This window comes from Clavibacter sp. VKM Ac-2873 (assembly GCF_015351075.1).
Classification (GTDB): Bacteria; Actinomycetota; Actinomycetes; order Actinomycetales; family Microbacteriaceae; genus Clavibacter.
Map to the genome: position 1 here is coordinate 1349869 of NZ_JADKRS010000001.1, position 25214 is coordinate 1375082.

Annotated in this window: 32 protein-coding genes; 18 read left to right on the forward strand and 14 right to left on the reverse strand. The window is 74.4% G+C overall.

Translation table 11 applies throughout. The features are described from left to right. The first annotated feature begins 72 nt into the window (after positions 1-72). The 3 genes from ITJ44_RS06205 to ITJ44_RS06215 all read left to right on the forward strand — a co-directional run bounded on the left by ITJ44_RS06205 (position 73) and on the right by ITJ44_RS06215 (position 2130). Complete coding sequence (locus ITJ44_RS06205; RefSeq protein WP_194633838.1) at positions 73-927, forward strand: alpha/beta hydrolase; 855 nt, start codon at positions 73-75, stop codon at positions 925-927. 282 nt (positions 928-1209) lie between these two features. Further along, a complete protein-coding gene (locus ITJ44_RS06210) occupies positions 1210-1428 on the forward strand; it encodes a hypothetical protein (RefSeq protein ID WP_194633839.1) in 219 nt (72 codons plus the stop codon). A gap of 51 nt (positions 1429-1479) precedes the next feature. Beyond that, on the forward strand, positions 1480-2130 hold the full coding sequence (locus ITJ44_RS06215; RefSeq protein WP_194633840.1) for a histidine phosphatase family protein: 651 nt from the start codon (positions 1480-1482) through the stop codon (positions 2128-2130). On the opposite strand, the gene ITJ44_RS06220 is transcribed toward ITJ44_RS06215, so the two are convergent. After that, complete coding sequence (locus ITJ44_RS06220) at positions 2127-2411, reverse strand: hypothetical protein (RefSeq protein WP_194633841.1); 285 nt, start codon at positions 2409-2411, stop codon at positions 2127-2129. The genes ITJ44_RS06215 and ITJ44_RS06220 overlap by 4 nt on opposite strands. 106 nt (positions 2412-2517) lie before the next feature. After that, positions 2518-2781 carry a hypothetical protein gene (locus ITJ44_RS06225; protein ID WP_194633842.1) on the reverse strand — a complete coding sequence of 88 codons (264 nt, stop codon included), beginning with the start codon at positions 2779-2781 and terminating at the stop codon, positions 2518-2520. Positions 2782-2857: 76 nt separating this feature from the next. Between ITJ44_RS06225 and ITJ44_RS06230 the strand changes: the two genes are divergently transcribed. After that, a complete protein-coding gene (locus ITJ44_RS06230; RefSeq protein ID WP_194633843.1) occupies positions 2858-3859 on the forward strand; it encodes an adenosine deaminase in 1002 nt (333 codons plus the stop codon). Positions 3860-3970: 111 nt separating this feature from the next. Beyond that, positions 3971-4129, forward strand: a complete 159-nt coding sequence (locus ITJ44_RS06235) for a hypothetical protein (protein WP_194633844.1) — start codon at positions 3971-3973, stop codon at positions 4127-4129. A gap of 49 nt (positions 4130-4178) precedes the next feature. Here the strand turns inward: ITJ44_RS06235 and ITJ44_RS06240 are convergent, their stop codons facing one another. Next, the gene (locus ITJ44_RS06240; RefSeq protein ID WP_194633845.1) at positions 4179-4583 is read right to left on the reverse strand and encodes a RidA family protein; all 405 of its coding nucleotides are present in this window, start codon (positions 4581-4583) and stop codon (positions 4179-4181) included. A gap of 171 nt (positions 4584-4754) precedes the next feature. On the opposite strand from ITJ44_RS06240, the gene ITJ44_RS06245 reads away from it, so the two are divergent. From ITJ44_RS06245 to ITJ44_RS06255, 3 genes are all read left to right on the forward strand, one after another. Then, on the forward strand, positions 4755-5156 hold the full coding sequence (locus tag ITJ44_RS06245; RefSeq protein WP_194633846.1) for a hypothetical protein: 402 nt from the start codon (positions 4755-4757) through the stop codon (positions 5154-5156). A gap of 137 nt (positions 5157-5293) precedes the next feature. After that, a complete protein-coding gene (locus tag ITJ44_RS06250; RefSeq protein ID WP_194633847.1) occupies positions 5294-6052 on the forward strand; it encodes a hypothetical protein in 759 nt (252 codons plus the stop codon). Positions 6053-6211: 159 nt separating this feature from the next. Next, positions 6212-6613 (forward strand): hypothetical protein, encoded by a 402-nt coding sequence (locus tag ITJ44_RS06255; RefSeq protein WP_194633848.1) that lies wholly within the window; start codon positions 6212-6214, stop codon positions 6611-6613. Here ITJ44_RS06255 and ITJ44_RS06260 read toward each other — a convergent pair. From ITJ44_RS06260 to cysK, 4 genes are read right to left on the reverse strand one after another with little or no spacing between them, the layout of a single operon-like run. Continuing rightward, a complete protein-coding gene (locus tag ITJ44_RS06260; RefSeq protein ID WP_194634092.1) occupies positions 6610-7170 on the reverse strand; it encodes a GrpB family protein in 561 nt (186 codons plus the stop codon). The two genes, ITJ44_RS06255 and ITJ44_RS06260, sit on opposite strands and share 4 nt — an antisense overlap. 43 nt (positions 7171-7213) lie before the next feature. Beyond that, a complete protein-coding gene (locus tag ITJ44_RS06265; RefSeq protein WP_228494503.1) occupies positions 7214-7906 on the reverse strand; it encodes an RNA methyltransferase in 693 nt (230 codons plus the stop codon). Further along, entirely contained in the window at positions 7906-8490 is a 585-nt protein-coding gene (epsC, locus tag ITJ44_RS06270) for a serine O-acetyltransferase EpsC (RefSeq protein WP_194633849.1), read from the reverse strand. The genes ITJ44_RS06265 and epsC overlap by 1 nt, the downstream gene beginning before the upstream one ends. Positions 8491-8492: 2 nt before the next feature. Continuing rightward, a complete protein-coding gene (gene cysK / locus ITJ44_RS06275) occupies positions 8493-9431 on the reverse strand; it encodes a cysteine synthase A (protein ID WP_194633850.1) in 939 nt (312 codons plus the stop codon). A gap of 120 nt (positions 9432-9551) precedes the next feature. Between cysK and ITJ44_RS06280 the strand changes: the two genes are divergently transcribed. Genes ITJ44_RS06280 through ITJ44_RS06290 form a run of 3 tightly spaced genes read left to right on the forward strand, consistent with a single transcriptional unit; the run spans position 9552 to position 12667 of the window. Further along, the gene (locus ITJ44_RS06280; protein WP_194633851.1) at positions 9552-10517 is read left to right on the forward strand and encodes a quinone oxidoreductase; all 966 of its coding nucleotides are present in this window, start codon (positions 9552-9554) and stop codon (positions 10515-10517) included. Positions 10518-10551: 34 nt separating this feature from the next. Beyond that, the gene (locus ITJ44_RS06285) at positions 10552-11607 is read left to right on the forward strand and encodes an LLM class flavin-dependent oxidoreductase (protein ID WP_194633852.1); all 1056 of its coding nucleotides are present in this window, start codon (positions 10552-10554) and stop codon (positions 11605-11607) included. 40 nt (positions 11608-11647) lie between these two features. After that, entirely contained in the window at positions 11648-12667 is a 1020-nt protein-coding gene (locus ITJ44_RS06290) for an LLM class flavin-dependent oxidoreductase (protein ID WP_194633853.1), read from the forward strand. A 71-nt stretch (positions 12668-12738) separates the two neighbouring features. On the opposite strand, the gene ITJ44_RS06295 is transcribed toward ITJ44_RS06290, so the two are convergent. Continuing rightward, positions 12739-14322, reverse strand: a complete 1584-nt coding sequence (locus tag ITJ44_RS06295; RefSeq protein WP_194633854.1) for an MFS transporter — start codon at positions 14320-14322, stop codon at positions 12739-12741. 60 nt (positions 14323-14382) lie between these two features. On the opposite strand from ITJ44_RS06295, the gene ITJ44_RS06300 reads away from it, so the two are divergent. From ITJ44_RS06300 to ITJ44_RS06315, 4 genes are all read left to right on the forward strand, one after another. After that, on the forward strand, positions 14383-14985 hold the full coding sequence (locus ITJ44_RS06300; RefSeq protein ID WP_194633855.1) for a TetR family transcriptional regulator: 603 nt from the start codon (positions 14383-14385) through the stop codon (positions 14983-14985). 86 nt (positions 14986-15071) lie between these two features. Next, complete coding sequence (locus ITJ44_RS06305) at positions 15072-15428, forward strand: TIGR02611 family protein (protein WP_194633856.1); 357 nt, start codon at positions 15072-15074, stop codon at positions 15426-15428. Positions 15429-15523: 95 nt separating this feature from the next. After that, positions 15524-16744 (forward strand): sensor histidine kinase, encoded by a 1221-nt coding sequence (locus ITJ44_RS06310; RefSeq protein ID WP_194633857.1) that lies wholly within the window; start codon positions 15524-15526, stop codon positions 16742-16744. After that, on the forward strand, positions 16741-17415 hold the full coding sequence (locus ITJ44_RS06315; protein ID WP_194633858.1) for a response regulator transcription factor: 675 nt from the start codon (positions 16741-16743) through the stop codon (positions 17413-17415). Before ITJ44_RS06310 ends, ITJ44_RS06315 begins: the two co-directional genes overlap by 4 nt. A gap of 46 nt (positions 17416-17461) precedes the next feature. Here the strand turns inward: ITJ44_RS06315 and ITJ44_RS06320 are convergent, their stop codons facing one another. The 6 genes from ITJ44_RS06320 to ITJ44_RS06345 form a co-directional block, all read right to left on the reverse strand. Then, complete coding sequence (locus ITJ44_RS06320) at positions 17462-18535, reverse strand: alkene reductase (RefSeq protein WP_194633859.1); 1074 nt, start codon at positions 18533-18535, stop codon at positions 17462-17464. A gap of 194 nt (positions 18536-18729) precedes the next feature. Beyond that, the gene (locus tag ITJ44_RS06325) at positions 18730-19404 is read right to left on the reverse strand and encodes an RDD family protein (protein ID WP_194633860.1); all 675 of its coding nucleotides are present in this window, start codon (positions 19402-19404) and stop codon (positions 18730-18732) included. 131 nt (positions 19405-19535) lie between these two features. Beyond that, positions 19536-19772 carry a hypothetical protein gene (locus ITJ44_RS06330; protein WP_194633861.1) on the reverse strand — a complete coding sequence of 79 codons (237 nt, stop codon included), beginning with the start codon at positions 19770-19772 and terminating at the stop codon, positions 19536-19538. Positions 19773-19774: 2 nt separating this feature from the next. After that, on the reverse strand, positions 19775-20230 hold the full coding sequence (locus ITJ44_RS06335; RefSeq protein ID WP_194633862.1) for an SRPBCC family protein: 456 nt from the start codon (positions 20228-20230) through the stop codon (positions 19775-19777). A gap of 162 nt (positions 20231-20392) precedes the next feature. Then, the gene (locus ITJ44_RS06340; protein ID WP_194633863.1) at positions 20393-21127 is read right to left on the reverse strand and encodes an SGNH/GDSL hydrolase family protein; all 735 of its coding nucleotides are present in this window, start codon (positions 21125-21127) and stop codon (positions 20393-20395) included. Positions 21128-21172: 45 nt separating this feature from the next. Beyond that, positions 21173-22339 carry a peptidoglycan DD-metalloendopeptidase family protein gene (locus ITJ44_RS06345; protein WP_370551629.1) on the reverse strand — a complete coding sequence of 389 codons (1167 nt, stop codon included), beginning with the start codon at positions 22337-22339 and terminating at the stop codon, positions 21173-21175. 341 nt (positions 22340-22680) lie between these two features. On the opposite strand from ITJ44_RS06345, the gene ITJ44_RS06350 reads away from it, so the two are divergent. Genes ITJ44_RS06350 through ITJ44_RS06360 form a run of 3 tightly spaced genes read left to right on the forward strand, consistent with a single transcriptional unit; the run spans position 22681 to position 25204 of the window. Then, positions 22681-23916, forward strand: coding sequence for a benzoate/H(+) symporter BenE family transporter (locus ITJ44_RS06350; RefSeq protein WP_194633864.1), 1236 nt, complete (start codon positions 22681-22683; stop codon positions 23914-23916). After that, the gene (locus tag ITJ44_RS06355) at positions 23913-24323 is read left to right on the forward strand and encodes a hypothetical protein (RefSeq protein WP_194633865.1); all 411 of its coding nucleotides are present in this window, start codon (positions 23913-23915) and stop codon (positions 24321-24323) included. The genes ITJ44_RS06350 and ITJ44_RS06355 overlap by 4 nt, the downstream gene beginning before the upstream one ends. Beyond that, positions 24320-25204, forward strand: a complete 885-nt coding sequence (locus tag ITJ44_RS06360) for an NAD(P)-dependent oxidoreductase (RefSeq protein WP_194633866.1) — start codon at positions 24320-24322, stop codon at positions 25202-25204. Before ITJ44_RS06355 ends, ITJ44_RS06360 begins: the two co-directional genes overlap by 4 nt. Positions 25205-25214 lie beyond the last annotated feature (10 nt).

The window sequence follows — 25214 nt, forward strand, 5'->3', positions numbered from 1 at the left end:
CGTGAGGTCCTCCTCACCCGAGGCGACTCGCCGGAGCGCCACGGCCGTCGACTCCCCGATGGGCAGGACCCCGTGGACCACACCACCGCCGTGCGCCTCTCCGACCCGACGCGCTCCTTCGTCGAGCACTACCCGGACCTCGTGTACGCGCAGTACCAGGACGGGCACCTCCTCCCCGGCGGGCGCCAGCTGCGCTTCGACCTCCTCAAGCCGGTGTCCGCATCCCCCACGCCGCTGGTGGTGTTCATCAAGGGCGGCGGATTCCGCAACGTCCACCGCGTCCGCTACCTCCCGGCCCTGGTGCGGCTCGCGGAGCGCGGCGTCGCGGTCGCCAGCGTCGACTACCGGACGAGCAACGAGGCGCGCTTCCCCGCACCGCTCGACGACGTGCGCGAGGCCCTCCAGTACCTGCGCGCGCACGCGTCCGAGCTGAACCTGGATCCATCAGCCGTGGCGCTGTGGGGGAACTCGGCGGGCGCGACGATCGCCACCATCGTCGGCGCTGCCGAGTCCGAGGGGATCTGCGCCGTGGCCAGCTGGTACGGCATGCACGATCCGCTGATCTCCGCCGGTCTCCGCGCCTCGGGCTCACCGCTCCGGGCCGCGATCGGGGCACCCGACGAGGACGGCGGGCGGTGGTTCCGGCCGGCCGACCACATCACCCCCGCCTCGCCGCCGATGTTCCTCCTGCACGGCACCGACGACCGGGTCGTGCCGGTGGAGCAGAGCCTCTCCCTCGCCGCGACCCTGGCGGAGCAGGGCGTGCCGCACGAGCTCGTGCTCGTCGAGGGAGGCCGCCACGACTTCGCCGAGATGAGCACCCGCACCGACGCCCTCGAGCGCACCGCGGACTTCCTGCACGGGCACCTCCTGCGGGCGGCGGGGGTGTCGAGCGGCTCGTCGGCGGGCGGTCCACCCGGCGTATGAGCGCGGCGTCGCGCGTCGCGATCGGGGTCGGGGGTCCGCCACGGGTCCGTCCGCCGTGCGACGGATGCGCCGGCGCGCGCGGCGTCGGTAGCGTCGAGCGCATGGACATCCCCTCGATGATCATGGGCGCCGCGATCGCGTCCATCGCCTGGATCGCCTTCTGGCCGTCGGCGGAGCTGAAGGGGCTCCGGGCGAGGGAGGCCGCCGCGGAGGCGCCCGAGGCTCCGGGGACGCCCGCGGGTCGCCGGCGACGAGGACGGCGCCCTGAACCTGGGCCTCCTCGTGGGATCGCTGGGGGCCCGCGACGCCGTGGTCCGCCTGCATCGGGGTGAGCCCCTCGACGACCACGACCTCGCGCTGTTCGGCATCGTGAACTACCAGGCCTTCCTCATGACCTACGAGCCGGTCGTCGCGCTGCTCCCCCAGCCGAGGCGGCCGCGGCTGCACCCCGCGGTGGTCGAGCTCCTGCCGGAGCTGGGCGGGGATCCCGCGTCGCCCTAGGGTTCGGGGCCAGCTCGATCCGCCCGCCCCCTCCCGCGCTACCGTCGGAGCATGCGCCTGATCCTCATCCGCCACGGCCAGACCAGCTCCAACGTGGCGGGAGTCCTCGACACCCGCATCCCCGGCCCCGGGCTCACGGAGCTCGGGCGCGCGCAGGCGGCGCGGCTGCCGGAGACGCTGCGCGGCGAGGCGATCGGCGCCCTCTACGTGTCGAGCATGCGGCGCACCCACGAGACGGCCGCGCCGCTCGCGGGGGCGCTCGGCCTCGCGCCCGTCGAGCGCGCGGGGCTCCGGGAGATCGGCGCGGGCGGGCTGGAGATGCGCGGCGACAGGGACGCGGTCGTGGAGTACCTGGAGACGATGATCAGCTGGGTCGCCGGCGAGGACGACCTGACCCTGGCAGGCGGGGAGACGGGACGCGGGTTCGCGGAGCGCTTCGACGCCGTCGTCCAGGAGGCCGAGGAGTCGGGTCACGGCACGGTGGCCTTCGTCAGCCACGGCGCGGCCATCCGCTGCTGGGCGGGGATCCGGGCCCGCGGCCTCGATGCGGCCTTCGTCGCCGACCACGCCCTGGAGAACACCGGCGTCGTGGTGCTCGAGGGCTCGGGACGCGACTGGACCCTGGAGTCCTGGGAGGGCGAGCCCGCGCGCGGCGTGGGCGACGACGCCCCGTCCGGTCCGGCGGGCGAGCCGACGGCCTAGGCGGGCTCCGCCGAGGCCGGCCGCCGCCCGACGGACGACTGGAAGCGCACCAGGTACCCGTCGGGATCCTGCACGAGGAACTGGCGCACCCCCGCCTCCTCGCCGCCGATCCGGTACCAGGTCGTCTCCGGCTCGAGGAAGAGCGCGACGCCCGCCGCGGAGAGCGTCTCCGCCACGACGTCGGCGTCCTCGACGGCGATCTGGAAGTTGATCCCCCGCCCGAACGGCCGCTCCAGCGGCCCCGTCACCCAGTTCCGGACGATGCCGGTCTGCTCGAGCATGAGGCGAGGTCGGTGACCAGCAGCTCGGGGACGAGGTCGGGCTCGGCGTCGGGATCCATGCGGCCATGCTCGCAGACGGGTCGTGGCCCTCGGCCGCCCCTCGACCTCAGCCCTCGCCCCGGAAGCGGGCCGGGACGAAGCCCGGGAAGTCCTCGCCGATGCTGCCCGGCTCGGAGAAGCCCTCCACGAACGCGGTCGCCTCCGCGATCAGCTGCTCGGGGGTGCGCCGCGCTCCCCCGACGGCGAACCCGTACGTCCCGCCAGCCGGACCGCTCAGCCAGTCGAGGTCGTAGGTCGGGGTCACGCCCCGCGGCTCCCGCTCGGCGATCCGCCACCGCTCCCCGAGCACCGTGACCTCGAACGCCTCCATCCCCCGAGCCTACGAGCGGCCGCCCGCCCAGCGGCCGACCCGGCGGGAACCCGCGCCCGCCCGTTACCGTGGACGGATGATCTCCACGCTCCCGCCCACCGCCGAGCTGCACCTGCACGTCGAGGGGACGCTCGAACCGGAGCTGGTGTTCGAGCTGGCCGAGCGCAACGGCGTCGAGCTGCCGTACGCCGACATCGAGGACCTCCGCTCGCGCTACGCGTTCACCGACCTGCAGTCGTTCCTCGACCTCTACTACGCGTGCACCGCCGTCCTCCGCACGCGCCGCGACTTCCACGACCTCGCCGCCGCGTACCTCGAGCGGGCCGCGGCCGACGGGATCCGGCACGTGGAGATGTCCTTCGACCCGCAGGCGCACACGACCCGCGGCGTCGCCGTCGACGACGTGCTCGACGGCCTGCTCGACGCCCTCCGCGACGCGCACGTGCGGCACGGCATCTCCGGCGGCCTGATCCTCAGCTTCCTCCGCGACCGGCCGGTGGAGGAGGCGATGGCGACCCTCGATTCGGTCGCCGACCGCGCGCACGAGCTGCTCGCCGTGGGCCTCGACTCGGCCGAGGTCGGCTACCCGCCTTCCCTGTTCGTCCACGTCTTCGCGCGGGCCCGCGAGCTCGGCCTGCACGCCGTCGCGCACGCCGGCGAGGAGGGGCCGCCGGCCTACATCCACGAGGCGCTCGACCTGCTGCACGTGGAGCGGGTGGATCACGGGGTGCGCTGCCTCGAGGATCCCGCGCTCGTCGACCGGCTCGTCGCCGAGCGGATCCCGCTCACCGTCTGCCCGCTCTCGAACGTGCGCCTCGGCGTGAACGAGACGCTCGACGAGCACGCGCTGCCCGAGCTCCTCGCCCGCGGCGTGCTCGCGACCGTGAACAGCGACGACCCCGCCTACTTCGGCGGCTACCTCGGCGAGAACCTGCGCCAGCTGCGCGTGGCGCACGCGTTCGACGACGACGCCGTCGCGCTCCTCGCCCGCAACTCGGTGGACGCCTCGTTCGCCTCGCCCGCGCGCAAGGCGGAGCTCGCGGACGAGATCGCGGCCTGGCGCGCCGCCGCCCTCTGAGCCGCGCTCCGAGAGCTCGCGCCCCCGTTCCCGTCCGACGCTTGTCGGCGACTCCGGCGGGCGGCACCCTGGATGCGGGCGGCGATGCTCGACCGCTCAGGGAGGTCGGACATGAACCGCGTCGCGCTCTGGTGGATCGCCGCCGCCGCATTCCTCGTCGCCGCCGTCGCGACCGCGCTGTCGGACCAGTGGGCGCTCGCCGCCGCGTCCGTCGCGCTCGCCGCCGCCATGGGCGTGCTCGCCATGCGGGAGGCGCGCCCACGACGGTGACGGGTCGTCGGGCGCGCACCCGGGTGACGTCCGGTGATCCGCGGGCCGCTCAGTCGACGACGGCCGCGACGGCCTCGACCTCCACGAGCTGGTCGTCGTAGCCGAGCACGGTGACGCCGAGCAGCGTGCTCGGCGGATCGTGCGGGGCGAGGGCGTCGCGCACGACCTCCCACGCGGCCACGAGGTCGGCCTGCCTGCCGGAGGCGACGAGCACGCGCGTGCTCACGAGGTCGGCGAGCGTCGCGCCCGCGGCGTCGAGCGCGAGGCGCAGGTTCTCGACGCAGCGCGCGGCCTGCGCGGCGGGGTCGCCGATCCCCACGGTCCGGCCGTCCGCGTCGAGCGGGCACGATCCCGCGAGGAAGACGAGCCGCGCGTCGGCGGGGGCGGTCGCCGCGTAGGCGTACTCGGCGACCCCGGAGAGGGCGGCGGAGCGGATCAGGGTCACGGCGGTCATGCATCTCCCGTCTGGCGCGCGGGCGGATCCCCGCGGCCTCACCAGCCTCCCATCCCCGGGTCGGTCGCCGGATGTCCGCCGAGGACCGTCCGGATGTCCGCTCCGCGCGTCCGGATGTCCGCTCCGCCCCCGCCCGGTCGGATCCGCAGCCCGTCTCCCTAGCATCGCCGCATGCCCGACTACGTCCGCTTCCAGAGCGCCGTGCCCAACCGCCGCGGCACGTTCCCCGGCGTCTTCGCGCTGGCGAACGGCCTGCGGCTGAGCGGCCGGCTCACGGCGGAGGAGAACGAGTGGATGGACGCCGCGAACGCGCGCGGCGCGGCCTCCTACGCGGATCCGCGGAGCGTCGACCCCGACTGCTACGACCGCGTCCGGAACCCCGGTGCCCGGGCCTGGTTCCTGGCGAGCGCGACGGATCTCCTCGCGTTCTCGGCCGACTACCTCGCCCTCCTCGACCGGCATGACGTCCCCTGGCAGGAGCTGCGCACCCGCACGCCCGGCCGGATCGTCTACGCCGACGCCGTGCAGGTGATCGCGACCCCGCACACGATCGACGACTGGCCGTTCCACTAGACGACGGCGGTGCAGCGCTTTCCCTAGTCGTTCGTCTGGTCTTCACCCGCGCGACTGGGGACTACCCGCACAGCCGACTCCCCGCTCCTACCTTCTGAGTGCGGTGACCGACACCGCACACAAGGAGGCACATCACCATGTCCACCCGTTCGAGGGCCACCCGGTCCCTCACCCCGCGCAAGATGCTCGTGACCACCGCGCTCACCGTCGTCGCGGCCCTCGGCCTCGTCGTCGCGGCCCCCGGCAGCGGAGCGTTCGCCGCCGGCCCCACGTCCCCCCAGGAGCGCGTCGCCGCGTCCCTCGAGCACGGCCACTTCCTCGACGACGTCAACGCCGGCAAGATCTCCGACGCCGACATGACGGCGGTCGGCAAGACCGGCCTGACCGTCGCGGGTCACCACCTCGACAAGTGGCTGGACCTGACGCCCGCGGAGGAGGCCGCCCAGGCGAAGGCCGGCGCGGAGCTCCGCGCGTCCGCCGAGGCCGACCCGCAGATGGCGGCGACCGTCCAGGCGTTCAAGACCGCGTCCTCGGACGACCAGGTCGCCGCCGCGCTCGACAGCACCACCTCCTACCACCCGACCCCGCTGGCCGCCGGCGCGCCGGTGACGGAGAGCAAGCACTGGTGGACCAAGTTCGTCCCCCACATCCACGTCACCATCGACCACCGGGAGCTCTTCATCAACAACGCGTGGCTCCGCGGGCTCCTCACCGCCGGTGCCGCGGCTGCCGTCGGCGCCGTCTGCGCCGCCTTCCCTGACCTCTCGAAGATCAGCTGCGTCCTGATGGCGGCGGCGATGGGCGGGGTCATGGAGATCGTCAAGACCAACGGCATCTGCCACGGCCGGGGCTTCTACATCAGGATCCCCGAGTTCTGGCAGTCGCACTGCGGTTGATGCGTCCGACTGCGCGTCCCTGACGCGCGCGGCACCGGCCGAGGGCCGGGCGGGAGGATCCTCTCCCGCCCGGCCCTCGGTCGTCCGAGGTCGGTGATCCAGCCAGACAGGACCGGCCGCCACCCGTCGACGGCCGGCGCCCTGGGCTACCCTCGCCGGATGCCCGAGTTCATGCGCTTCCAGAGCGCCGCCCCCAACCGCCACGGCACCTTCCCCGGCGTCTTCGCCCTCGCGAACGGCCTGCGTGACGAGGGCCGCCTGTCCGAGCAGGAGATGGCCTGGATCGCGGCCTCCAACGCGCACATGAACGCGGCGTACGCGGATCCCTCCACGGTGATCCCCGGCTGCTACGACCGCACGCTCAACCCGCGGGCGCGCGCCTGGTTCCGCGTCGACGCCGTCGACCTCCTCGCCGTCACGCGCGAGTACCTCGACCTCCTCGACCGGCACGACGTGCCGTGGCACGAGCTGCGCACCCGCACGCCCGGCCGCATCGTCTACGAGGACGACATGCAGGTGGTCGCGGTGCCGCACGCCCACGCGGAATGGCCGTTCGCCTAGCGGGCCGCCGCCCGCGCGCGAGACAGGATCCCCTGGATCACCGCGGTCTTCGCCTCCGCGTAGGCGTCCATGCTCTCCCACCGCCGGGTCATCAGCTCCCGCTTGGTGCGCGCGTACAGGTCGCGGTCCGCCGGGACGGCGCGCAGCCGGTCGCGCAGCAGGAGGTACGCCTCGACCGCGGGGTCGCCCTCCTCGTAGACGTGCACGTGCACGTCCCGCGCGGGCGTGCGCACGAGGCGGTGGCCGGGCTCGCGGACCCGCAGCTCGTAGCCGGCGGCGACGAGCGGCTCGACGTGGTCCTCCTCGGCGGTGATGTCCGCGACCACGAGCACGACGTCGACGATGGGCTTCGCGGCGAGACCCGGCACGGACGTGGAGCCGATGTGCTCGACGGCGAGCGCCGCGTCGCCCACGGCCTCGAGGATCCGCCGCCGGTGCACGAGGTACGCCTCGGCCCAGCCGGGGTCGTGCTCCTGCAGCCCGACGGTGAGCGGCGGCTGCCCGCCCACGACCTCCACGGTCGTCACGTCGGGTCGGCGGCGGTCGCGGTCGTCCATCACCGGGACATCCTGCCAGGCGGGCACGGCGGCCCGTCGCGCCTCAGCCGAACGACACGTGCTGGGTGATCCACGCGTGCATCACGACCGCGGCCGCCGCCGACGCGTTGATGGAGCGGGTGGATCCGAACTGCGAGATCGCGACGGTCATGTCGGCCGCCGCCACCGCCTCGTCGCTGAGGCCCGGGCCCTCCTGGCCGAAGACGAGCACGCAGCGCTCGGGGAGGCGGGTGGTCTCGAGCAGCACGGATCCGTCGACGTTGTCGATCGCGACGATCGGCAGACCCTCGCCGCGCGCCCACCCCACGAGGTCGGCGATGGTCGCGTGGTGCACGACGTGCTGGTACCGGTCGGTGACCATCGCCCCGCGCTTGTTCCAGCGCCGCCGGCCGACGATGTGCACCGTGTCGGCGGCGAACGCGTTGGCGCTCCGCACGATCGAGCCGATGTTCATGTCGTGCTGCCAGTTCTCGATGGCCACGTGGAACGGGTGCCGGCGCTCGTCGAGGTCGGCGACGATCGCCTCCATGCGCCAGTAGCGGTAGCGGTCGATCACGTTGCGGGTGTCGCCGCGCTCCAGCAGCTCGGGATCCAGGTGCGGCTCGTCGGGCCACGCCTCGGGGCCGCCCGGCCAGGGCCCGACGCCGTGCGTGCTGAGCTCGTGGGTGGGCGCCGCCTCGGGGGTGGGCACCGCCTCGCCGGTGGGCGCCGCCTCCGGGCCGTCGGGATCGGTCATCAGATGTAGATCCCGGGATCGACGAAGAACGCGGGATCGACGTGCGCGTCCGGCTCTCGCCCTGCCCGCTTCCCGGTCTCGACCGCGGGGATGCCGGTGAGCACGGATCCCGCGGGTGCGTCCTTCACGACCACCGCGTTCGCGCCGATGACGCTGCCCGCGCCGACCGAGATGGGCCCGAGCAGCTTCGCGCCGGCGCCGATGGTGACGCCCTCGCCCACGGTCGGGTGCCGCTTGCCGTGCACGAGGCTCTTCCCGCCGAGCGTGACGCCGTGGTACATCAGCACGTCGTCGCCGACCTCCGCCGTCGCGCCGATGACGACGCCCATGCCGTGGTCGATGAACAGCCGTCGGCCGATGCGCGCGCCCGGGTGGATCTCCACGCCCGTGAGCGCCCGTCCCGCCTGCGCGAGCAGCCGCGCGACCAGCCGCAGACGCCGTCGCCACAGCGCGTGCGACACACGGTGCAGCCACACGGCATGCAGGCCCGGGTAGCCGAGCACCATCTCCAGGTAGCCGCGCGCGGCCGGATCGTGGGCGCGCGCGGAGCGGAGGTCCTCGACGACCCGGGCGACGATCCCCACGCCTAGTCGCGCAGGTCGTCGAACAGCACGGTCGAGAGGTAGCGCTCGCCGTAGTCGCACACGATCGCGACGATGGTCTTCCCCTTGCTCTCCGGCCGCTTCGCGATCTCGAGCGCGGCCCACACGATGGATCCGGACGAGATGCCGCAGAGGATGCCCTCGTCGGTCGCGAGCGCGCGCGAGACGCGGATGGAGTCCTCCAGCGACACGTCGACGACCTCGTCGTAGATCTCCGTGTCGAGGATCTCGGGCACGAAGTTCGCGCCGATGCCCTGGATCTTGTGCGGCCCGGGCTTGCCGCCGTTGAGGATGGGCGAGTCGAGCGGCTCGACCGCGACGATCTGCACGCCGGGCTTCCGCTCCTTGAGCACCTGGCCGACGCCCGTGATGGTGCCGCCCGTGCCGACGCCCGCGATGAACACGTCGACGCCGCCGCCGGTGTCGGCCCAGACCTCCTCGGCCGTGGTCTCGCGGTGCTTCTGGGGGTTCGCCGCGTTCGCGAACTGCTTCGCCCAGATGGCGTTCGGCGTCTCCTCCACGATCTGCTGGGCGCGCTCGACCGCGCCGCGCATGCCCTCGGGGCCGGGGGTCAGCACGATCTCGGCGCCGTACGCGCGGAGCACCAGCCGGCGCTCGACGCTCATCGTCTCGGGCATCGTGAGGATGACCTTGTAGCCGCGCGCCGCGCCGACCATGGCGAGCGCGATGCCCGTGTTGCCGCTCGTGCCCTCGACGATCGTGCCGCCGGGCTCGAGCGCGCCGGCCGCCTCGGCCGCGTCGATGATGGCGACGCCGATGCGGTCCTTCACGCTGGACGCGGGGTTGTGCGACTCGAGCTTCACGAGCACGGTCGCGTCGAGCCCCTCCGTGAGCCGGTTCAGCCGCACGAGCGGCGTGCCGCCGACCAGCTGGGTGATGTCGTCGTAGACGCGACCTGCCATGGGTTCCACCTTCGTCGTGATCCGGATCGGTGCGGGGCCGGGCCGCGCGCACCTGCTCGTCATCGAGCCTATGGGAGGCCAACCGCGTGTGACGCGGGGGAATTCCGGCAGGCTGGACCCATGAGCGCGCGCATCGAGGTGGAGGGGCCAGGCGGCCCCGAGGTCATGGCACTGACGGACGGCCCCGTGCCGGATCCCGGGCCCGGCGAGGTGCGGATCCGCGTGCACGCCGCGGGCATCAACTTCATCGACACCTACCGGCGCAGCGGCGTCTACCCGATGGCGCACCCGTACGTGCCGGGATCCGAGGCCGCCGGCGTGATCGAGGCGCTCGGCGACGGGGTGGCCGGCGTGCACGTGGGCGACCGCGTCGCGACCGCCGAGGCGTCCGGGACGTACGCGCAGCACGCGCTCGTCCGCGCGGAGACGCTGCTGCCCGTGCCGGACGGCGTGGAGATGGAGGTCGCCGCCGCGCTCCCCCTCCAGGGCCTCACCGCGCACTACCTCGCGACCAGCTCGTACCCGGCCGGCCCCGGGGATCGCGCGCTCGTGCACGCGGGCGCGGGCGGCGTGGGGCTCCTCCTCACGCAACTGCTCGCGGATCGCGGGGTCGAGGTGATCACCACGGTGTCGACCGCGGAGAAGGCCGCCCTCTCGCGCGCGGCCGGCGCGACGCACGTGCTCGGCTACGACGACGTGCCGGTGCGCGTCCGCGAGCTGACGGACGGCCGCGGCGTCGACGTGGTCTACGACGGGGTCGGTCGCGACACGTTCGACGGCTCGCTCGCGTCCCTGCGCATCCGCGGCACGCTCGTGCTCTTCGGCGGCGCGAGCGGCCAGGTGCCGCCGTTCGACCTGCAGCGCCTCAACTCGGGCGGATCCCTGTCCGTCACCCGGCCCACGCTCGCCCACTTCCTGCTCGACGCGGAGGAGCGCCGCTGGCGCGCGGGCGAGCTGTTCGCGGCGGTGCTCGACGGATCCCTCGACGTGCGCGTCGGCGCGACCTACCCGCTCGCGGAGGCGGCTCGCGCCCACGAGGACCTCGAGGCCAGGCGCACGACGGGGTCGATCGTGCTCATCCCCTGAGCCGGCCCGCATCCGCACCGCCTACCCTCGTCGCATGCCCGCACCCGGATCCGCGCTGACGCGCCTCGGCTTCCTCACCACCGGCCCGTTCGACCCGGCCGACCCCGCGACCGGCCTCGAGGACGCGCTCCGGCTCGTCGAGCTCGGCGACGCGCTCGGCCTCGACACCGCGTGGCTCCGGCCCGACCACCTCCGGAACGCCGTCTCCTCCCCCGTCGCCATGCTCGCCGCGGCGTCGCAGCGCGCGCGGCGCATCGGGCTCGGCACCGCCTCGATCCCCGTGCGCGCCGAGAACCCGCTCCGCCTCGCGGAGGACCTCGCGACCATCGACCTCCTCTCCGGCGGGCGCCTGCGTCCCGGACTCTCGGTCGGCAGCCCGCGGCGGGTCGCCGCGGTCGACCGGGCCGTGCACCCCACTACCGCCGAGCACGAGGAGCCGGGTCGCGAGCGGCTCCTGCGCTTCCGCGACCTGCTGCGCGGCGGCCGGGTGCCGGGGGCGGACGAGCGGCACGACGGCTCCGATGACGACGATGCCCTCACGCCCACGGTCCAGCCGGCGTCCCCCGGGCTCGCCGACCGGATCGGCTACGGCGCGGCGACGCTCCGCACCGCGGCCTGGGCCGGATCGCACGGCTTCCGCCTGCTCGCGTCCGACGTGACCGAGCGCGGATCCCGCGGCGGCGGCTTCGCGGCCGACCAGCGCGGCCTCATCGACGCCTACCTGGCCGCGCATCCGGATCCGGCCGCCGCGCACGTGACGCTCGCGCTCGTCGTCGTGCCCACCGACGGCGCCACGTCCGAGCAGCGCGCCCGGTACGCGGCCGACGCCGCGGCGCGCGCCGAGCGGGCCGCGCGGGCCGACCAGTCGGAGGATCCGCGGGCCGCGTCGAGCATGGTCCGCGCGCCCGACCTCGTGGGCCCGTCCGACGAGATCGCCGCCGTCCTGCTCGCCGATCCCGCCGTCCAGGCCGCCGACGAGCTCGCGATCGCGCTCCCGTCCGGACTGCCCGCCGGCGACCTCGCGCGGATCCTCACCGACGTCGCCGAGCGCCTCGGCCCGGCGCTCGGCTGGGCACCCGCGACCGCCTGAACCGGCGCGCCGCCGCCGCGGCGCCGCCTACCATCGGTCCATGCCCGCATCCGGTACCCCGCTCTCCCGCCTCGGCTTCCTCACCATCGGCACCTTCGACCCGGCGGATCCCGCCGCCGGCCACGAGACCACGCTCCGCGTCATCGAGCGGGGCGAGGAGCTCGGCTTCGACAGCGCGTGGCTGCGGCACCGCCACCTCCAGCACGGGATCTCCTCCCCCGTCGCCGTCATGGCGGCGGCCTCGCAGCGCACCCGCCGCATCCACCTCGGCACGGCCGTCACGCCCATCGGCGCCGAGAACCCGTTCCGCCTCGCCGAGGACCTCGCCACGGTGGACCTGCTGACGGGCGGACGCGTGCAGCCCGGCTTCTCGGTGGGCACGCCCATGCGCTTCGAGACCTACCGCGACGCGATCTACCCGGCGACCGCCGACCTCGAGGACCTCGGCTACGAGCGGCTCCTGCGCTTCCGCGACCTCGTGCGCGGCCAGGCGGTCAGCGACGCCCCCGCCCGCGAGGGCCAGGAGGAGTTCGCCTCCACCGTGCAGCCGCACGCCGCGGGGCTCGCCGAGCGGATCTGGTACGGCGCCGCGAGCACGCGCTCCGCGGTCTGGGCCGGCGAGAACGGCTTCCACCTGCTCACCTCCAGCGTGATCCAGGGCGAGCTCGGCAACGACTTCGCGACGAACCAGCGCGCGCAGATCGACGCCTACCGCGCCGCCCACCCGAGCGGGCCCGATGCGCGCGTCTCGCAGGGCCTCGTCGTGATCCCCACCGACCGCGCGACGCCCGAGCAGGTCGCCCGCTACGAGGCGTACGCCGCCTCCCGGGCGCACCGCGTCGGCGTGCCGATGGGTCCGCGGAAGATGCTCTTCGCGGCGGACCTCGTGGGCACGTCCGAGGAGATCGCCGCGACCCTGCACGCGGATCCCGCGTTCCAGGCGGTCGACGAGGTCGCGTTCGCCCTGCCGTTCACGTTCGGCGAGGCCGACCTCGAGCAGATCCTCACCGACATCGCCGAGCGCCTGGGCCCGGCGCTCGGCTGGTCGCCCGCCGCCTGACCCGGCGGGAACGCGACGACGCCCCTGCCGCGCGCTGCGGGAGGGGCGTCGTCGTCGGATCCGGCGAGGGATCAGTGCATGCTGACGGCCTCGGCCGATGCGCCCTCGCGGAAGCGCTCGAGCGGGACGCGCACCATCGACCAGGCGATGATCGATGCGCAGGCGACGCCGATCGACGCGGCCAGGAACACCACGTGGTAGCCGTCGACCTGCTGCTGCAGCGGGTTCTGGACGCCGTCGGTGACGGACGCGGTGACCGCCGACGCGAACAGGGCGGTGAACACGGCCGTGCCGATGGATCCGCCGATCTGCTGCGTGCCCGTGAGCGCCGCGCCCGCGACGCCCGCGTCCCGCGGCTCGATGCCCGAGAGGGCGACGTTCTGCATGGGCACGAACACGCAGGCGAGCCCGATGCCCAGCAGGATCTGGCCGGGCAGCACCTGCACCACGTACGCGCCGTCGACGGTGATCCGGCTGAACCACAGGAGCCCGGCGGCCGCGACGAGGGGGCCGACCGTCATGAGGATGCGCGGGCCGACCTTCGGCAGGAGCCGCGCGACCTGCGGTGCCGTGAGCATGATGGTCGCGGCCATCGGCAGCGATGCGAGCCCGGAGATCAGGGGCGGCATGCCGAGCACGATCTGGAAGTGCAGCGTGAGGTACAGCAGCCCGCCGAGGAGCGCCGCGCCCACCATCACGGAGGTGAGGTACGCGCCGCCGCGGGTGCGGTCGGCGACCACGCGGAGCGGCAGCAGCGGGTTGCGCGCCTTCGACTCCCACCAGACGAAGGCGACCATGATGCCCACGCCGAGCGCGAGGAAGCCGATGGTGTCGGGCTCGCCCCAGCCGTTCTCCGCGCGGGAGAAGCCGTAGACGATCGACGCGAGGCCGAGGGTGACGAGCAGGGCGCCGGGCACGTCGTAGCTGCGGTCGCCGTCGGCGCGGCTCTCCTTCACCAGCGGGATGCCGGCGACGATCGCGACGACCGCGATGGGCACGTTGACGAGCAGGCACCAGTGCCAGCTGAGGTACTCGGTGAGCACGCCGCCGAGCAGCAGGCCGACGGCCGCGCCGGATCCGGCGATGGTGCCGTAGACCGCGAACGCCTTGACGCGGTCGGGGCCGGACGGGAAGGTCACCGAGAGCAGCGCGAGCGCGGCGGGGGCGAGGAGCGCGGCGAACACGCCCTGCAGGCCTCGGGCGATGAGGAGCATCTCGCTCGAGACGGCGAATCCGCCGAGCGCGGAGGCGGCCGCGAAGCCGACCATGCCGACGAGGAAGGAGCGCTTGCGTCCCCAGTAGTCGGCGATGCGGCCGCCGAGCAGGAGGAGCGAGCCGAACGCCAGCGCGTAGACGGTGACGACCCAGGTGCGGTCGGCGTCGGTCATGCCGAGGTCGCGCTGCGCGGCGGGCAGGGCGATGTTCACGATGGTGCCGTCGAGCACGACCATCAGCTGGGCGAGGGCGACGACGGCGAGGAGGATCCACTTGCTGCGGGCGGACGGCGCGGCGGGTGCCGCCGGGGAGGCGGACGCGGTGTGGCCGACGGACGCGGCGGAGGACGTGGACGGCGGTGCGTTCTCAGGGGTGCGTGCGTGCGAGATCTGGTGCTCCTGGAGGATCGTGCGGCGCCCGGGCGGGCGAGGACGGTCCAATCTAGGGCCGCGCCGTGCACAGAGTCAAACGAACCGGTTCGTTTGACATACGCTGTTCACATGGCAGCGACGACGGGGTCCGCCCGATCCACCACCGACGAGAAGCAGGACGACGTCCGGCACCGCATCCTCCTGGCCGCGCGCGAGGAGTTCGCCGCGCACGGGCTGGCCGGCGCGCGGGTCGACCGCATCGCCCGCTCGGGCCGCGCGAGCAAGGAGCGGCTCTACGCGCACTTCACCGACAAGGAGTCGCTGTTCCACGCGGTGCTGAAGCTCAACGGCATCGAGTTCTTCTCCGCCGTGACGCTGGATCCCGCCGACCTCCCCGGCTTCGTCGGCCAGCTCTTCGACCACGCCTACGAGCACCCGCAGCACCGCCGGATGCTCGCGTGGGCCCGGCTCGACGGCCTGGAGCTCGACGTGCCGCACAGCGAGACGTCGCCGTCGGCCAAGGTGCAGGCGATCCGCCGCGGGCAGGAGGAGGGCCACATCGACCCGTCGTGGGATCCGCAGCGCCTCCTCACGATGCTGTTCGCGCTCGCGCAGGCGTGGGTGCAGTCGCCCTACCCGGCGATGCACCAGGACTCGCCGCGGGCGCGCGCCGCGGACCGCGCGGCCGTGGTGGAGGCGGCCCGCCGGATCACGGCGCCGGCCGCGCGCTGACGCCCGTCTGGCCGTCGCGTGCCGGCATCCTGCGGATTCCCCGGGTGAGGGAGACGATTCCCCGGGCTCGCCCGTACCGTGGATCCATGTCCGACACCCTGACCCGCGAGTACGAGGCGGGCTCCAGCCACGCGCATCCGCTGCGGCGGTTCCTGCGCCGCTGCCGGGCCTGGATCGAGCTGCACCCGAAGGCCCGCTGGCTGTACCGGATCCTCGTGGGGCTCCTCGGCGTCGCCATCGTCCTCGTCGGCATCGTGCTCATCCCGCTGCCCGGGCCCGGCTGGCTCATCGTCTTCCTCGGGATCGCCGTGCTCGGCACCGAGTTCCCCGCCGCGCACCGCGTGAACGTGTTCCTCAAGCGCCAGCTGCACCGCTTCTGGGACGCCTGGCGCCGCTGGCGCGCCTCCCGCGCCGAGCGCCGCGCGGCCCGCGCCGGCCGCTGACCTCCGCGCCTCCCGACGCGGGGACCCGCTCCGAGGGCACCATCTCCCCCTTCCGGTCGATCCGGCGGGCTCGCGCCGCTCCGTAGGGTCGGGGCATGCCCTCCTCCGCGCACGTCCCCCGCATCGGGTCCGCCCGCCGTGCCCGCGCCATCGGCCGGGAGGCGGCGCTCGTGATGCTGTCGCTCGCGATCGGCACGGTGGCGTTCGGCGCCATGCTCACGCTCGTCGACGAGGCCGGCGCCGGCGGCACGCGCGTCGGGCTCCTCCTCCTGCTCGACGCGGCAGCCGGCCTCGTGGGCATCGCGCTCCTGCCGCTGCGCCGGTTCGCGCCCCTCGCGGTCGCGTCGGTGCTGGCCGCCATCGCGGCGGTGTCGAGCCTCGGGCTCGTCGCCTCGGCCATCGCCCTCGTGTCGCTCGCCGTGCGCCGTCGGCCGCGGGAGATCGCGATCGCCGCCGCCGTCTGGATCGCCGCCGTCGGCGTGTGGGAGGGCGCCGGCCTCTCCGCCCTGCCGGTGACCCCGGCGGAGCTGCCGCTCACGGCGGCCCTCCTCCTCGTGGCGCTCGGCCTGCTGATCGTCGTGGGGCTCTACGTGGGCGGCCGCCGGGAGCTCCTGGCGTCGCTCCGCGAGCGGGCGCGGCTCACGGAGGAGGAGCAGGCGCTCCGATCCGCGCAGGCCGCCGACCACGAGCGCACCCGGATCGCCCGGGAGATGCACGACGTGCTCGCGCACCGGCTCTCCCTGGTCGCCCTGCACGCGGGGGCGCTGGAGTACCGCGACGACCTGGACGCCGCCGAGGTCCGCGCCACCGCGGGCGTGGTGCGCGACAACGCCCGCACCGCGCTCACCGAGCTGCGCGGCGTCCTCGGCGTGCTGCGCGATCCGTCGGGCGCGCCGGCCGTGGCGCCTCCGCAGCCGACGCTCGCCGAGCTGCCGGCGCTCCTCGACGAGGCCCGCAGCCTCGGTGTCGAGGTGCGCGCCGACGTCCACCCCGACACCAGGGACGACCTCCCGCGGCTCTCCGCGACGACCTCCCGGCATGCCTACCGCGCGATCCAGGAGTGCCTCACCAACGCGCGACGGCACGCGCCGGGCGCGCCGATCGACGTGTCGCTGGACGGCAGGGCGGGCGGACGACTGCGCATCGTCGTGGGGAACCCCGTGCCGCCGCCGGCCGCCGCCGGGTCGCCGGAGCCGACGATCGGCCACGGCCTCGCGGGGATCGCCGAGCGGGCCCGCTCCGTGGACGGCACGCTCGACGTCGCCCGGCGCGACGGGCAGCACGTGGTCGAGGTGGTGCTCCCGTGGACGGCATGAGCGCGGGCGGTCCGCCGATCCGGGTCGTGATCGTCGACGACGACGCGCTCGTCCGCGCGGGCCTCGCGATGCTGCTGGGCGGCGGGCACGGGCTGGAGGTCGTGGGCGAGGCGGCCGACGGGCTCGCGGCCGGCGCCGTGATCAGCCGCAGCGCGCCCGACGTCGTGCTCATGGACATCCGCATGCCGGTGTGCGACGGGATCACCGCCACCGCCCGCGAGGTCGCCCGCCGGCCCGACCTGCCGGTCATCGTCCTCACGACCTTCGACGCCGACGAGCTCGTGCTCGGGGCGCTCCGGGCGGGCGCGCGCGGCTTCCTGCTCAAGGACACTCCCCCGGTGGACCTCGTCCACGCGGTGCGGCAGGTTGCGGCGGGCCGGTCGATCCTCTCGCCGTCGGTGCTCGACACCGTGATCGGCGTGGCCGCGCAGCGCGACCGCGCCGACCGCACGGCCGAGCGGGAGCGCTACGCGACGCTGACGGAGCGGGAGCAGGAGGTGGCGCTCGCCATCGCGCGCGGCTGGTCGAACGCCCGCATCGCGGCCGACCTGTTCCTCGGCGTCGCGACCGTGAAGACCCACGTCGGGCACGTGCTCGACAAGCTCGGCGTCGACGGCCGCGTGCAGGTCGCCGTGCTCGTGCACGAGGCCGGGCTCGCTCCCTCGGAGTGAGCCCGGCCTCGTGCGGTGCCGGCCTGCGCCGGTCAGGCGGCGCGGATCAGCGCACGAGCGCCGGGTAGTCCGTGTAGCCCTCGGCGCTGGGGCCGTAGAACGTCGCGGGGTTCGGCTCGTTGGTCTCGAGGCCCTGCTCCCAGCGCTCGACGAGGTCGGGGTTGGCGATGACCATGCGGCCGACGGCCACGACGTCGGCCGTGCCCTCCTCGACGAGCTGGATCGCCTCATCGCGCTCGGTCTGCACGCCGAAGCCGCTGTTGATCATGAGCGGACCGCCGAACGTCGTCCGCAGGCCCTGCACGAGCTCGCCCGCGGGCTCCGCGTGCAGGATGCTGACGTAGGCGAGGCCGAGCGGCGCGATGCCGGAGAGCAGCGCCTCGTAGGTGGCGCGGGTCTCGTCGGCGTCCTCCTCGAGCACGTCCTGGATGTTGTGCGACGGCGAGATGCGGATGCCGACGCGCTCGGCGCCGATCTCCCGCGCGACCGCGTGCGCCACGTCGATGCCGAGCTTCGCGCGGTTGGCGGGCGATCCGCCGTAGGCGTCGGTGCGCACGTTCGAGACGGGCGAGAGGAACTCGTGCAGCAGGTAGCCGTTGGCGGAGTGGATCTCCACGCCGTCGAACCCGGCGTCGACCGCGTTGCGCGCGGCGACCGCGAGCTCGTCGACGATGAGCGGGACCTCGTCGGTCTCGGGCTCGCTCGGCACGGGGTACGGCGCCTTGCCCGAGGGCGTGTGCACCTCGCCCTGGATCGCGATGGCGCTCGGCGCGAGCAGCGGAAGGCCGCCCGTGATCTCCTCGTGCGAGACGCGGCCGCCGTGCATGAGCTGCATGACGATGCGTCCGCCGGCCTCGTGCACGGCGTCGGTGACGCGGCGCCAGCCGGCGATCTGCTCGTCCGTCACGATGCCGGGCTGGCCCGGGTACGCCTTGCTGCGCTCGCTGGTGAACACGCCCTCGGAGACGATGAGGCCGGTGGAGGCGCGCTGGCGGTAGTACTCGACGACGAGGTCGCCGGGCACGCCGTGCTCGTCGGAGCGCATGCGCGTGAGGGGCGCCATGGCGACGCGGTTGGGGAGCTCGAGGGCGCCGAGGGCGACGGGGGAGAACAGCTTCACGTGGGGATCCTTCGTCTCGCGGGTGGCCGGGGCGCGCACCGCGACGGATCGCGTCGGGGAGGGCGGCGGGCCAGCGGCCCCAGCGGACCGCCCTCGGGCAACCCGGCGACCCCGCGACGGCATTCCTCGGCGACGCCTTCTCCCAGGCCCTCGTCAGGCTCGCCGCGACCCGGGCGCGTCCGCGGACGCCTCCGTCAGTACGCGGGGAACGGCTCCGCGCGGCGCGCCAGCACGACGTCGTCCGCGGCGAGGTCGTGCCATCCGCGGAGGAGGTGCCGCGGGTCCCAGCCGACGGACGCGTACGGCAGCCAGACCGTGAACAGCCAGCCGAGGACGAACCCGTTCTGCACGACGCCGCGGAGGAGGGCCCGTCCGAAGCCGAGCGCGCCGGGCTCCGAGAAGCGCTGGACGCGGATGCCGACCATGGCCTTCCCGGGCGTCGTGCCCTTCCATCCCAGCCACCACGTGGCGATGAGGAGGTAGGCGATGAGGCTGATGAAGATGGCGAGCACGGCGCCGCCGAACGAGGCGTCCATCACGTCGTCCGCGGCCTCCCCGAACAGCTGCAGGTCGGTGATCCGCTGACGCGCCATGCCCTGGATCGGGATGATGGACGCGGCCGCCGACAGCCCGCCGACGAATCCGAGGACGACCTGGTCGAGGATCCGGCCGGCCGCACGCCGGCCGACGCCCGCGAGGCGCCAGGCGGGGTCGATGTGCGCCGGCAGCGGACGCAGCGCGTGCGGCAGGAGGACCATCCCGTGGTAGCCGGGCGGCGGCACGGAGCCGGGGCCATAAGCCGATCCCTCCGCCACAGACGCCTGACCCTGTCCCGCGTCCGGCCGTCCGTCGTCGTGCGTGTCGCCCATCGCGTCTCCCGTGCTCGCTGCGCCCCGTGGCGCGGATCCAGCGTATCCAGCAGCTGAGGGAATCAGGACGCACGAAGGGCCCGGCACCCTCGTGGATGCCGGGCCCTCCCGGTGGTGCGGTGTCGCCGTCGTCAGCCCGTGATCTCCCCGCGGGAGACGGCCTCGGCGTACTTGCGCAGGTCCGGCCCCGGCTCGAAGTCGATGAACCGGCCCTTGAGCTGCTCGAAGAGGCGCTGGTACACGGTCTCCCAGTCCTCGCCCTGCAGCTCCTTCGCCGCGGTGAGCACGGCCTCCTGGAGCACGCGGTCGCTGTCGGTGAGGATCTTGTCGCGCGCCTCCTGGTTCCAGACGATCTCGGAGGTGTCCACGATCAGGCCTGGACGTCCCCGCGCCAGGCGCCGTCCTCGGTGCCGCGCTTCTCGATGAACTCCTTGAAGTTCTCGAGGTCCTTCTTGATGACGTGGTCGTCGACGCCGATCGCGGCCCCGACCTTCTCGACGAGGCCCTTCGCCTCCCAGTCCAGCTGGACGGTGACGCGGGTCTCGGCGTCGCTGAGCTTGTGGAACGTGACGACGCCGGCGTGGTCCTCGTCGCCGCCCGTGGAGTTCCAGGCGACGCGCTCGTCGGGGTGCTGCTCGGTGATGTTCGCCTCGAACGTGCGCTCGATGCCGCCGATCTTGACCTTCCACTCGGTGAGCGTGTCGGTGACCTGCGTGATCGACTCCACGTAGCTGAGGAAGTTCGGGAACGACTCGAACTGGGTCCACTGGTTGTAGGCGGTGCTGACGGGGACGTTGACGTCGACGGTCTCGATTACTCGGGGCATTGCTTCTCCTCGTTCGGATTCGGTGCGTGGGTCGGATCCTCGTGCGATCCAGGAGCCCGAGCGCCGATGTGGGCACCGGCGCGGGCACGCCTTCGACGCTACGCCGGGGCCCGGCCGGGCATCCGGCACCCGAGGAATGCACAGGGAACGGTCAACCGCAGGTCACGCCTCGCCGGAGCGGGAGGACCCGAGGAGCTGCTGGACGCAGGCGCGCGACCACGAGGCGTAGACGCGGGAGGCCTGTGCGGCATCCGGATCGCCGAGGTCCACGACCCGGTCGCCGGGGAACGGGACGGCGACGACCTGCGGGCGGGACGCGACGATCTCGGCCGTCACGCGGTTGAGCAGCCGGGCGTGCCGGGCGGCGACCGCACGCCAGGCCACGGGGATCCCGACGCTGCCGTTCAGCGGCGGGACCTCGGGGATGAGCACGCGCGCATCCTCCGGCAGCCCCCGCGTCAGGTCGTCGACGGCCGCGCCGAGCAGCCGACGCCAGGTGCGCTGGGGCGTGAGCCGGATGCTGTCGCCCACGCCCACCATGAGGAGCACCACGTCGACCCCGTCGAGGAGCGCCCGGTCGCGGACGGTGCTCGAGGCGCTGTGGATCGTGAGGTCGGAGAAGGGGCGCGTCGCCCACTCGACGCCGCGACCCGTGCGGCGGGCCAGCTGGCGGGAGAAGTGACCGGCCATGCCGAGCTCGTGCGAGAGCACGCCCATGCCGACGGCCGTCGCCTCGCCGATGACCAGCACGCGTTGCGGGAAGTCGCCCGGCACGACGCCGGACGCGGCATCCCGGGGGAAGACCGCGCCCTCGAGGCCCGTGCGGAGGGCGACGAACTGCGCGAAGATCGCCGGGCGGGCCACGGCCTCCGCGAACCGCCTGATGCGTCCCGTCATGCGTCGCACCCTCCGGTCGTCGACGCGCTCAGCGTACTCGGAGGGTCAGACGCCGCGGGCGCGGAGGAACGGCATGGGCGAGGTGGCGACGCCGCCCTGCCGGATCTCGAAGTGGAGGTGGCAGCCGGTGCTGTAGCCCGCGTTGCCGACCGCGCCGATCTGCTGCCCCGCCTGCACGGTCTGGCCCGTGCGCACCATCACGCCGTACGAGTACATGTGGCCGTACACGCTCGTGACGCCGCCGCCGTGGTTGAGCGTGATCGCGTTGCCGAACCCGCTGGATCCGCCCGCGAACTGCACCGTGCCGGCCGCGGCCGCGTAGATGGGCGTGCCGCAACCCGTGCCGAAGTCGTCCCCGGCGTGGAGCCGCCACACCTTCGCGATGGGGTGCAGGCGCATCCCGTAGGACTGGTAGAAGCCGTAGCTCCGGATGGGCATCGTCCAGCCGGACGCGGAGGGCTGGCCGCCCGACGACGGCGGGCGCGGGGCGTTGGCGGGCGGTCGCGCGGCGGCGTTGGCGGCAGCGGCGGCCGCGGCGGCCTCCGCCCGGCGACGCGCCTCGGCGGCCGCCGCCTCCTGGCGCTTCCGCTCGCCGATCGCGAAGCCCTCCTCGACGGAGATGCGGGAGTCCCGGAGCGTGGTCAGCTGCGCCTGGAGCTCCGAGCTGCGGGTCTCCTGCTCGGCGAGCGCCTGATCCGCACGGGCCTGCGCCGCGGACGCCTCCTGCAGCTTGGCCTCGGCATCGGCGGCGAGGGCGGCGAGCGCCTCCTTCGCGACGGAGGCCTGCTTGCCGAGGGACGCGGCCGTGCGAGCCGAGGTGACGGCGGCGGTGAACGCGGTGTCCTGGCGGTCGGCGAGCTTGGTCGCGGTGCCCATGCGGGAGAGGAGGGCGTCGGCGTCCTCGCCTCCGCTCGTGAAGAGGCGGAGGGAGACGTCGCCGCCGCCGCCGCTGCGCGCGAGCTGGGCTACGAGCTGGCCGACCTGGCGCTTCGCCTGGTCGGCGTCGGCCTGCGCCCGCTCGGCCTTGGACTCGAGGGCCTGGAGCTCGCCGGTCGCCTCGTCGAGCGCATCCACCGCGGCGGCGTGCTCGTCGGCGCGCTGGAGAGCGAGCGCGGCGGCCGCATCGACCTCGGCGGCCAGGCCGGAGATGAGCGAGGTGATGCGCGTGACCTGGTCGGCGGTGGCCTGCTCGCTCGAGCGCGCGGCCTGCACCTCGGACCAGGTCGGGTACTCCTCGGCGGCCTGCGCCGACGGGACGCCGAGGCCGAGCAGGAGGCCGGACGCGGCGAGCGCGGCGGCCAGCCGGAGGCGCGGCGCGGCCGCGTTCCGCGGGCGCCGGACGGCGGGGCGGGAGGTGCGTGCGGTGCGGGAGATGGCGGGCCTCGTCGAGGTCGGTGGAGCGCGGACGTTTCGACGCTAACCGAAATCAGTGCGAACATCACCATCCACTTCTATTTCCATACCCGATGAGATCCGCTGGACGATGCCGGAGCGGCGCGGCGCCGACCCTAGGATCGGGCGACAGGACCACCGGCGTCCGGTCGGGAGCGCGCATGACGGTCATCGAGGCGCCCGGCGGTCGGGGGCAGGCGCGCGGGGCGGGCATCGTGACCGCGGTCGTCGGCTTCGCCGGCACGTCGGCGGTCGTGCTCACGGGCCTCACCGCGGTGGGGGCGTCGCCATCCCAGGCCGCATCCGGGCTGCTCGCGCTGTGCGTCACGCAGGGGCTCGGCACCGTGCTCCTCGCGCACCGCTTCCGCCGCCCGATCACGCTCTCCTGGTCGACCCCGGGGGCGGCGCTGCTCATCGGATCCGGCGCGGTCGAGGGCGGCTGGGCCGCGGCGGTCGGCGCGTTCCTCGTCTGCGGGATCCTCGTGCTCGCGACCGCGCTCTGGCCCCTGCTCGGCCGGCTCGTGCGCCTGATCCCCGCGAGCGTGGCCGCCGCGATGCTCGCGGGCGTGCTCCTCCCCCTCTGCGTCGCGACCGTGACGGCGGCCGTCGCGACCCCGCTCGTCGTGCTGCCCGTGATCCTCGCCTGGCTCGTCGCCGCCCGCCTCGCCCCGCGCTGGGCGGCCCCGACCGCGCTGGCCGCCGCGCTCGCGGTGGTCGGGATCTCGCTCGCGGTCGCGGGGCCCGCCCCTGGCACGTCGCTCGACCTCGCGCACCTCGTGCCGCGCATCGAGCTGACGGCGCCCGTCTTCACGGCCGCGGCCGCGGTCGCGCTCGGGATCCCGCTGTTCGTCGTGACCATGGCGTCGCAGAACCTGCCGGGCGTCGCGGTGCTCGCGAGCTTCGGCTACGAGACGCCGTGGCGGGCCGCGATGACGACGACCGCCGCGGCCACCCTCGTGAGCGCGCCCTTCGGCGGGCACGCCGTGAACCTCGCCGCCCTGTCGGCCGCGCTCTCGGCGGCGCCCTCCGCGCACCCGGACACGCGTGAGCGGTGGCGCGCCGCGAGCACCGCCGGGTGGACCAACCTCGTGCTCGGGCTGGCCTCGGCCGCGCTCGCCGCCGTGATCGTCGCGGGGCCGGCCGGCGTCGTCGCGGCGGCCGCCGGGCTCGCGCTCGCGCCGTCGCTCGCGTCGAGCCTCGCGTCCGCGGTGCGGGAACCGGGGGCGCACCTGCCCGCGGTCGCGACCTTCGTGGTGGCCGCGTCCGGGATCACGGTCGGCGGGCTCGGCGCCGCCTTCTGCGCGCTCGTCGCCGGCGTCCTGGTGCACCTCGCGCTCCGGACGCGCGCGACACCGCGTGGCAGACTCGATCGACACGAGGAGCGCGACGCCGCATGAGCCACGACACCACCCCCGCCACGCCCGGAACCGACGCCGCCGCCGCGCCCCGGGATCCCGAGCTGCAGAGCACGACCTGGACGCTGGTGCTCGCCCTCAGCGCCGAGCAGGTCTCGGGCGACGGCACGAGGTCCGCCCGCCTGGCCGAGGCGCAGGCCGCCTTCGAGCGCCTGCTGCCCGCCGACCACGTCGTCGTCCGCTGGACGCGCGAGGTCGGCCGCATGATGACGGAGGAGGCGCGCCTCTGGACCCGGTGGGAGCTGTTCACGCCCACCGTCGCGACGCCGCTGAAGCTGTGGTCGGAGGGCTACGTCGACGAGACGTGGTTCGCCGAGCGGCTCGAGGACGACCCGTTCGTGCCCGTCGTGATGACGGCGCCCGACGGCCAGGCGGGGGTCGGCGCATGAAGGTCCTCGTCACCGGATCCCGCGGGAAGGTCGGCCGCGCCGCCGTCGAGGCGCTCGTCGCCGCGGGCCACGACGTCACGGGCGTCGACCTGGTCCGCCCCGTCTTCGACGCCGGCGTCGTCGTGCCCGGCCGCTACGTCATGGCGGACCTCACCGACCAGGGCGCCGCGTTCGCGGTCGTCGCCGGCATGGACGCGGTCGTCCACGTCGCCGCGATCCCGCAGCCCACCGGCAACCCGGCGCACGTCGTGCTGCAGACGAACCTCATGTCGACGTTCCACCTGATCGAGGCCGCCGTGCGCTTCGGGGTGCCGCGCTTCGTGAACATCTCGAGCGAGAGCATCGTCGGCAACTTCTTCCCGGAGCGGCCGTTCCTGCCCGACTACGCGCCCGTCGACGAGGAGCACCCGCTCCGCCCCCAGGATCCGTACGCGCTCTCGAAGGCCTTCGGCGAGCAGCTGATGGACGCGGCCGTGCGCCGCTCCGACATCCGCGTGATCTCGCTCCGCCCGAGCACCGTGCACAACGAGGACAACTACGCGTCGAACCTCGGCAAGCAGGTGCGCGACGCCTCCGTGCTCACGGCGAACCTCTGGAGCTACATCGACGCGGACGACCTGGCCGACGCGATCGTGCTCGCGGTCGCCTCCGACCTGCCGGGCCACGAGGTCTTCTACATCGCCGCCGCCGACAACGCGGGCGGCCACGACTTCGCCGCGGAGCTGAAGCGGCACTACGGCGACGCCATCGAGCTGCGCGCGATCGAGCGCGTGGACTCGTCGGGCATCTCGACCGCCAAGGCCCGCCGCCTCCTCGGCTGGGAGCCGACGCGCAGCTGGCGCGACCACCTCGACGCCGACGGGAACGCGCTGCCGCGCTAGGCGGACGCGC

Coding starts and splice junctions, on each gene's coding strand:
- ITJ44_RS06310 (WP_194633857.1), top strand. CDS start 15,524: ATGCCCTCCTCCGCGCACGTCCCCCGCATCGGGTCCGCCCGCCGTGCC.
- ITJ44_RS06305 (WP_194633856.1), top strand. CDS start 15,072: ATGTCCGACACCCTGACCCGCGAGTACGAGGCGGGCTCCAGCCACGCG.
- ITJ44_RS06250 (WP_194633847.1), top strand. CDS start 5,294: ATGTCCACCCGTTCGAGGGCCACCCGGTCCCTCACCCCGCGCAAGATG.
- ITJ44_RS06240 (WP_194633845.1), bottom strand. CDS start 4,583: ATGACCGCCGTGACCCTGATCCGCTCCGCCGCCCTCTCCGGGGTCGCC.
- ITJ44_RS06355 (WP_194633865.1), top strand. CDS start 23,913: ATGAGCCACGACACCACCCCCGCCACGCCCGGAACCGACGCCGCCGCC.
- ITJ44_RS06260 (WP_194634092.1), bottom strand. CDS start 7,170: ATGGACGACCGCGACCGCCGCCGACCCGACGTGACGACCGTGGAGGTC.
- ITJ44_RS06235 (WP_194633844.1), top strand. CDS start 3,971: ATGAACCGCGTCGCGCTCTGGTGGATCGCCGCCGCCGCATTCCTCGTC.
- ITJ44_RS06225 (WP_194633842.1), bottom strand. CDS start 2,781: ATGGAGGCGTTCGAGGTCACGGTGCTCGGGGAGCGGTGGCGGATCGCC.
- ITJ44_RS06230 (WP_194633843.1), top strand. CDS start 2,858: ATGATCTCCACGCTCCCGCCCACCGCCGAGCTGCACCTGCACGTCGAG.
- ITJ44_RS06215 (WP_194633840.1), top strand. CDS start 1,480: ATGCGCCTGATCCTCATCCGCCACGGCCAGACCAGCTCCAACGTGGCG.
- ITJ44_RS06220 (WP_194633841.1), bottom strand. CDS start 2,411: ATGCTCGAGCAGACCGGCATCGTCCGGAACTGGGTGACGGGGCCGCTG.
- ITJ44_RS06335 (WP_194633862.1), bottom strand. CDS start 20,230: ATGCCCCGAGTAATCGAGACCGTCGACGTCAACGTCCCCGTCAGCACC.
- ITJ44_RS06290 (WP_194633853.1), top strand. CDS start 11,648: ATGCCCGCATCCGGTACCCCGCTCTCCCGCCTCGGCTTCCTCACCATC.
- ITJ44_RS06350 (WP_194633864.1), top strand. CDS start 22,681: ATGACGGTCATCGAGGCGCCCGGCGGTCGGGGGCAGGCGCGCGGGGCG.
- ITJ44_RS06300 (WP_194633855.1), top strand. CDS start 14,383: ATGGCAGCGACGACGGGGTCCGCCCGATCCACCACCGACGAGAAGCAG.
- ITJ44_RS06280 (WP_194633851.1), top strand. CDS start 9,552: ATGAGCGCGCGCATCGAGGTGGAGGGGCCAGGCGGCCCCGAGGTCATG.
- ITJ44_RS06255 (WP_194633848.1), top strand. CDS start 6,212: ATGCCCGAGTTCATGCGCTTCCAGAGCGCCGCCCCCAACCGCCACGGC.
- ITJ44_RS06325 (WP_194633860.1), bottom strand. CDS start 19,404: ATGGGCGACACGCACGACGACGGACGGCCGGACGCGGGACAGGGTCAG.
- ITJ44_RS06265 (WP_228494503.1), bottom strand. CDS start 7,906: ATGACCGATCCCGACGGCCCGGAGGCGGCGCCCACCGGCGAGGCGGTG.
- ITJ44_RS06360 (WP_194633866.1), top strand. CDS start 24,320: ATGAAGGTCCTCGTCACCGGATCCCGCGGGAAGGTCGGCCGCGCCGCC.
- ITJ44_RS06340 (WP_194633863.1), bottom strand. CDS start 21,127: ATGACGGGACGCATCAGGCGGTTCGCGGAGGCCGTGGCCCGCCCGGCG.
- ITJ44_RS06245 (WP_194633846.1), top strand. CDS start 4,755: ATGCCCGACTACGTCCGCTTCCAGAGCGCCGTGCCCAACCGCCGCGGC.
- ITJ44_RS06315 (WP_194633858.1), top strand. CDS start 16,741: ATGAGCGCGGGCGGTCCGCCGATCCGGGTCGTGATCGTCGACGACGAC.
- ITJ44_RS06285 (WP_194633852.1), top strand. CDS start 10,552: ATGCCCGCACCCGGATCCGCGCTGACGCGCCTCGGCTTCCTCACCACC.
- cysK (WP_194633850.1), bottom strand. CDS start 9,431: ATGGCAGGTCGCGTCTACGACGACATCACCCAGCTGGTCGGCGGCACG.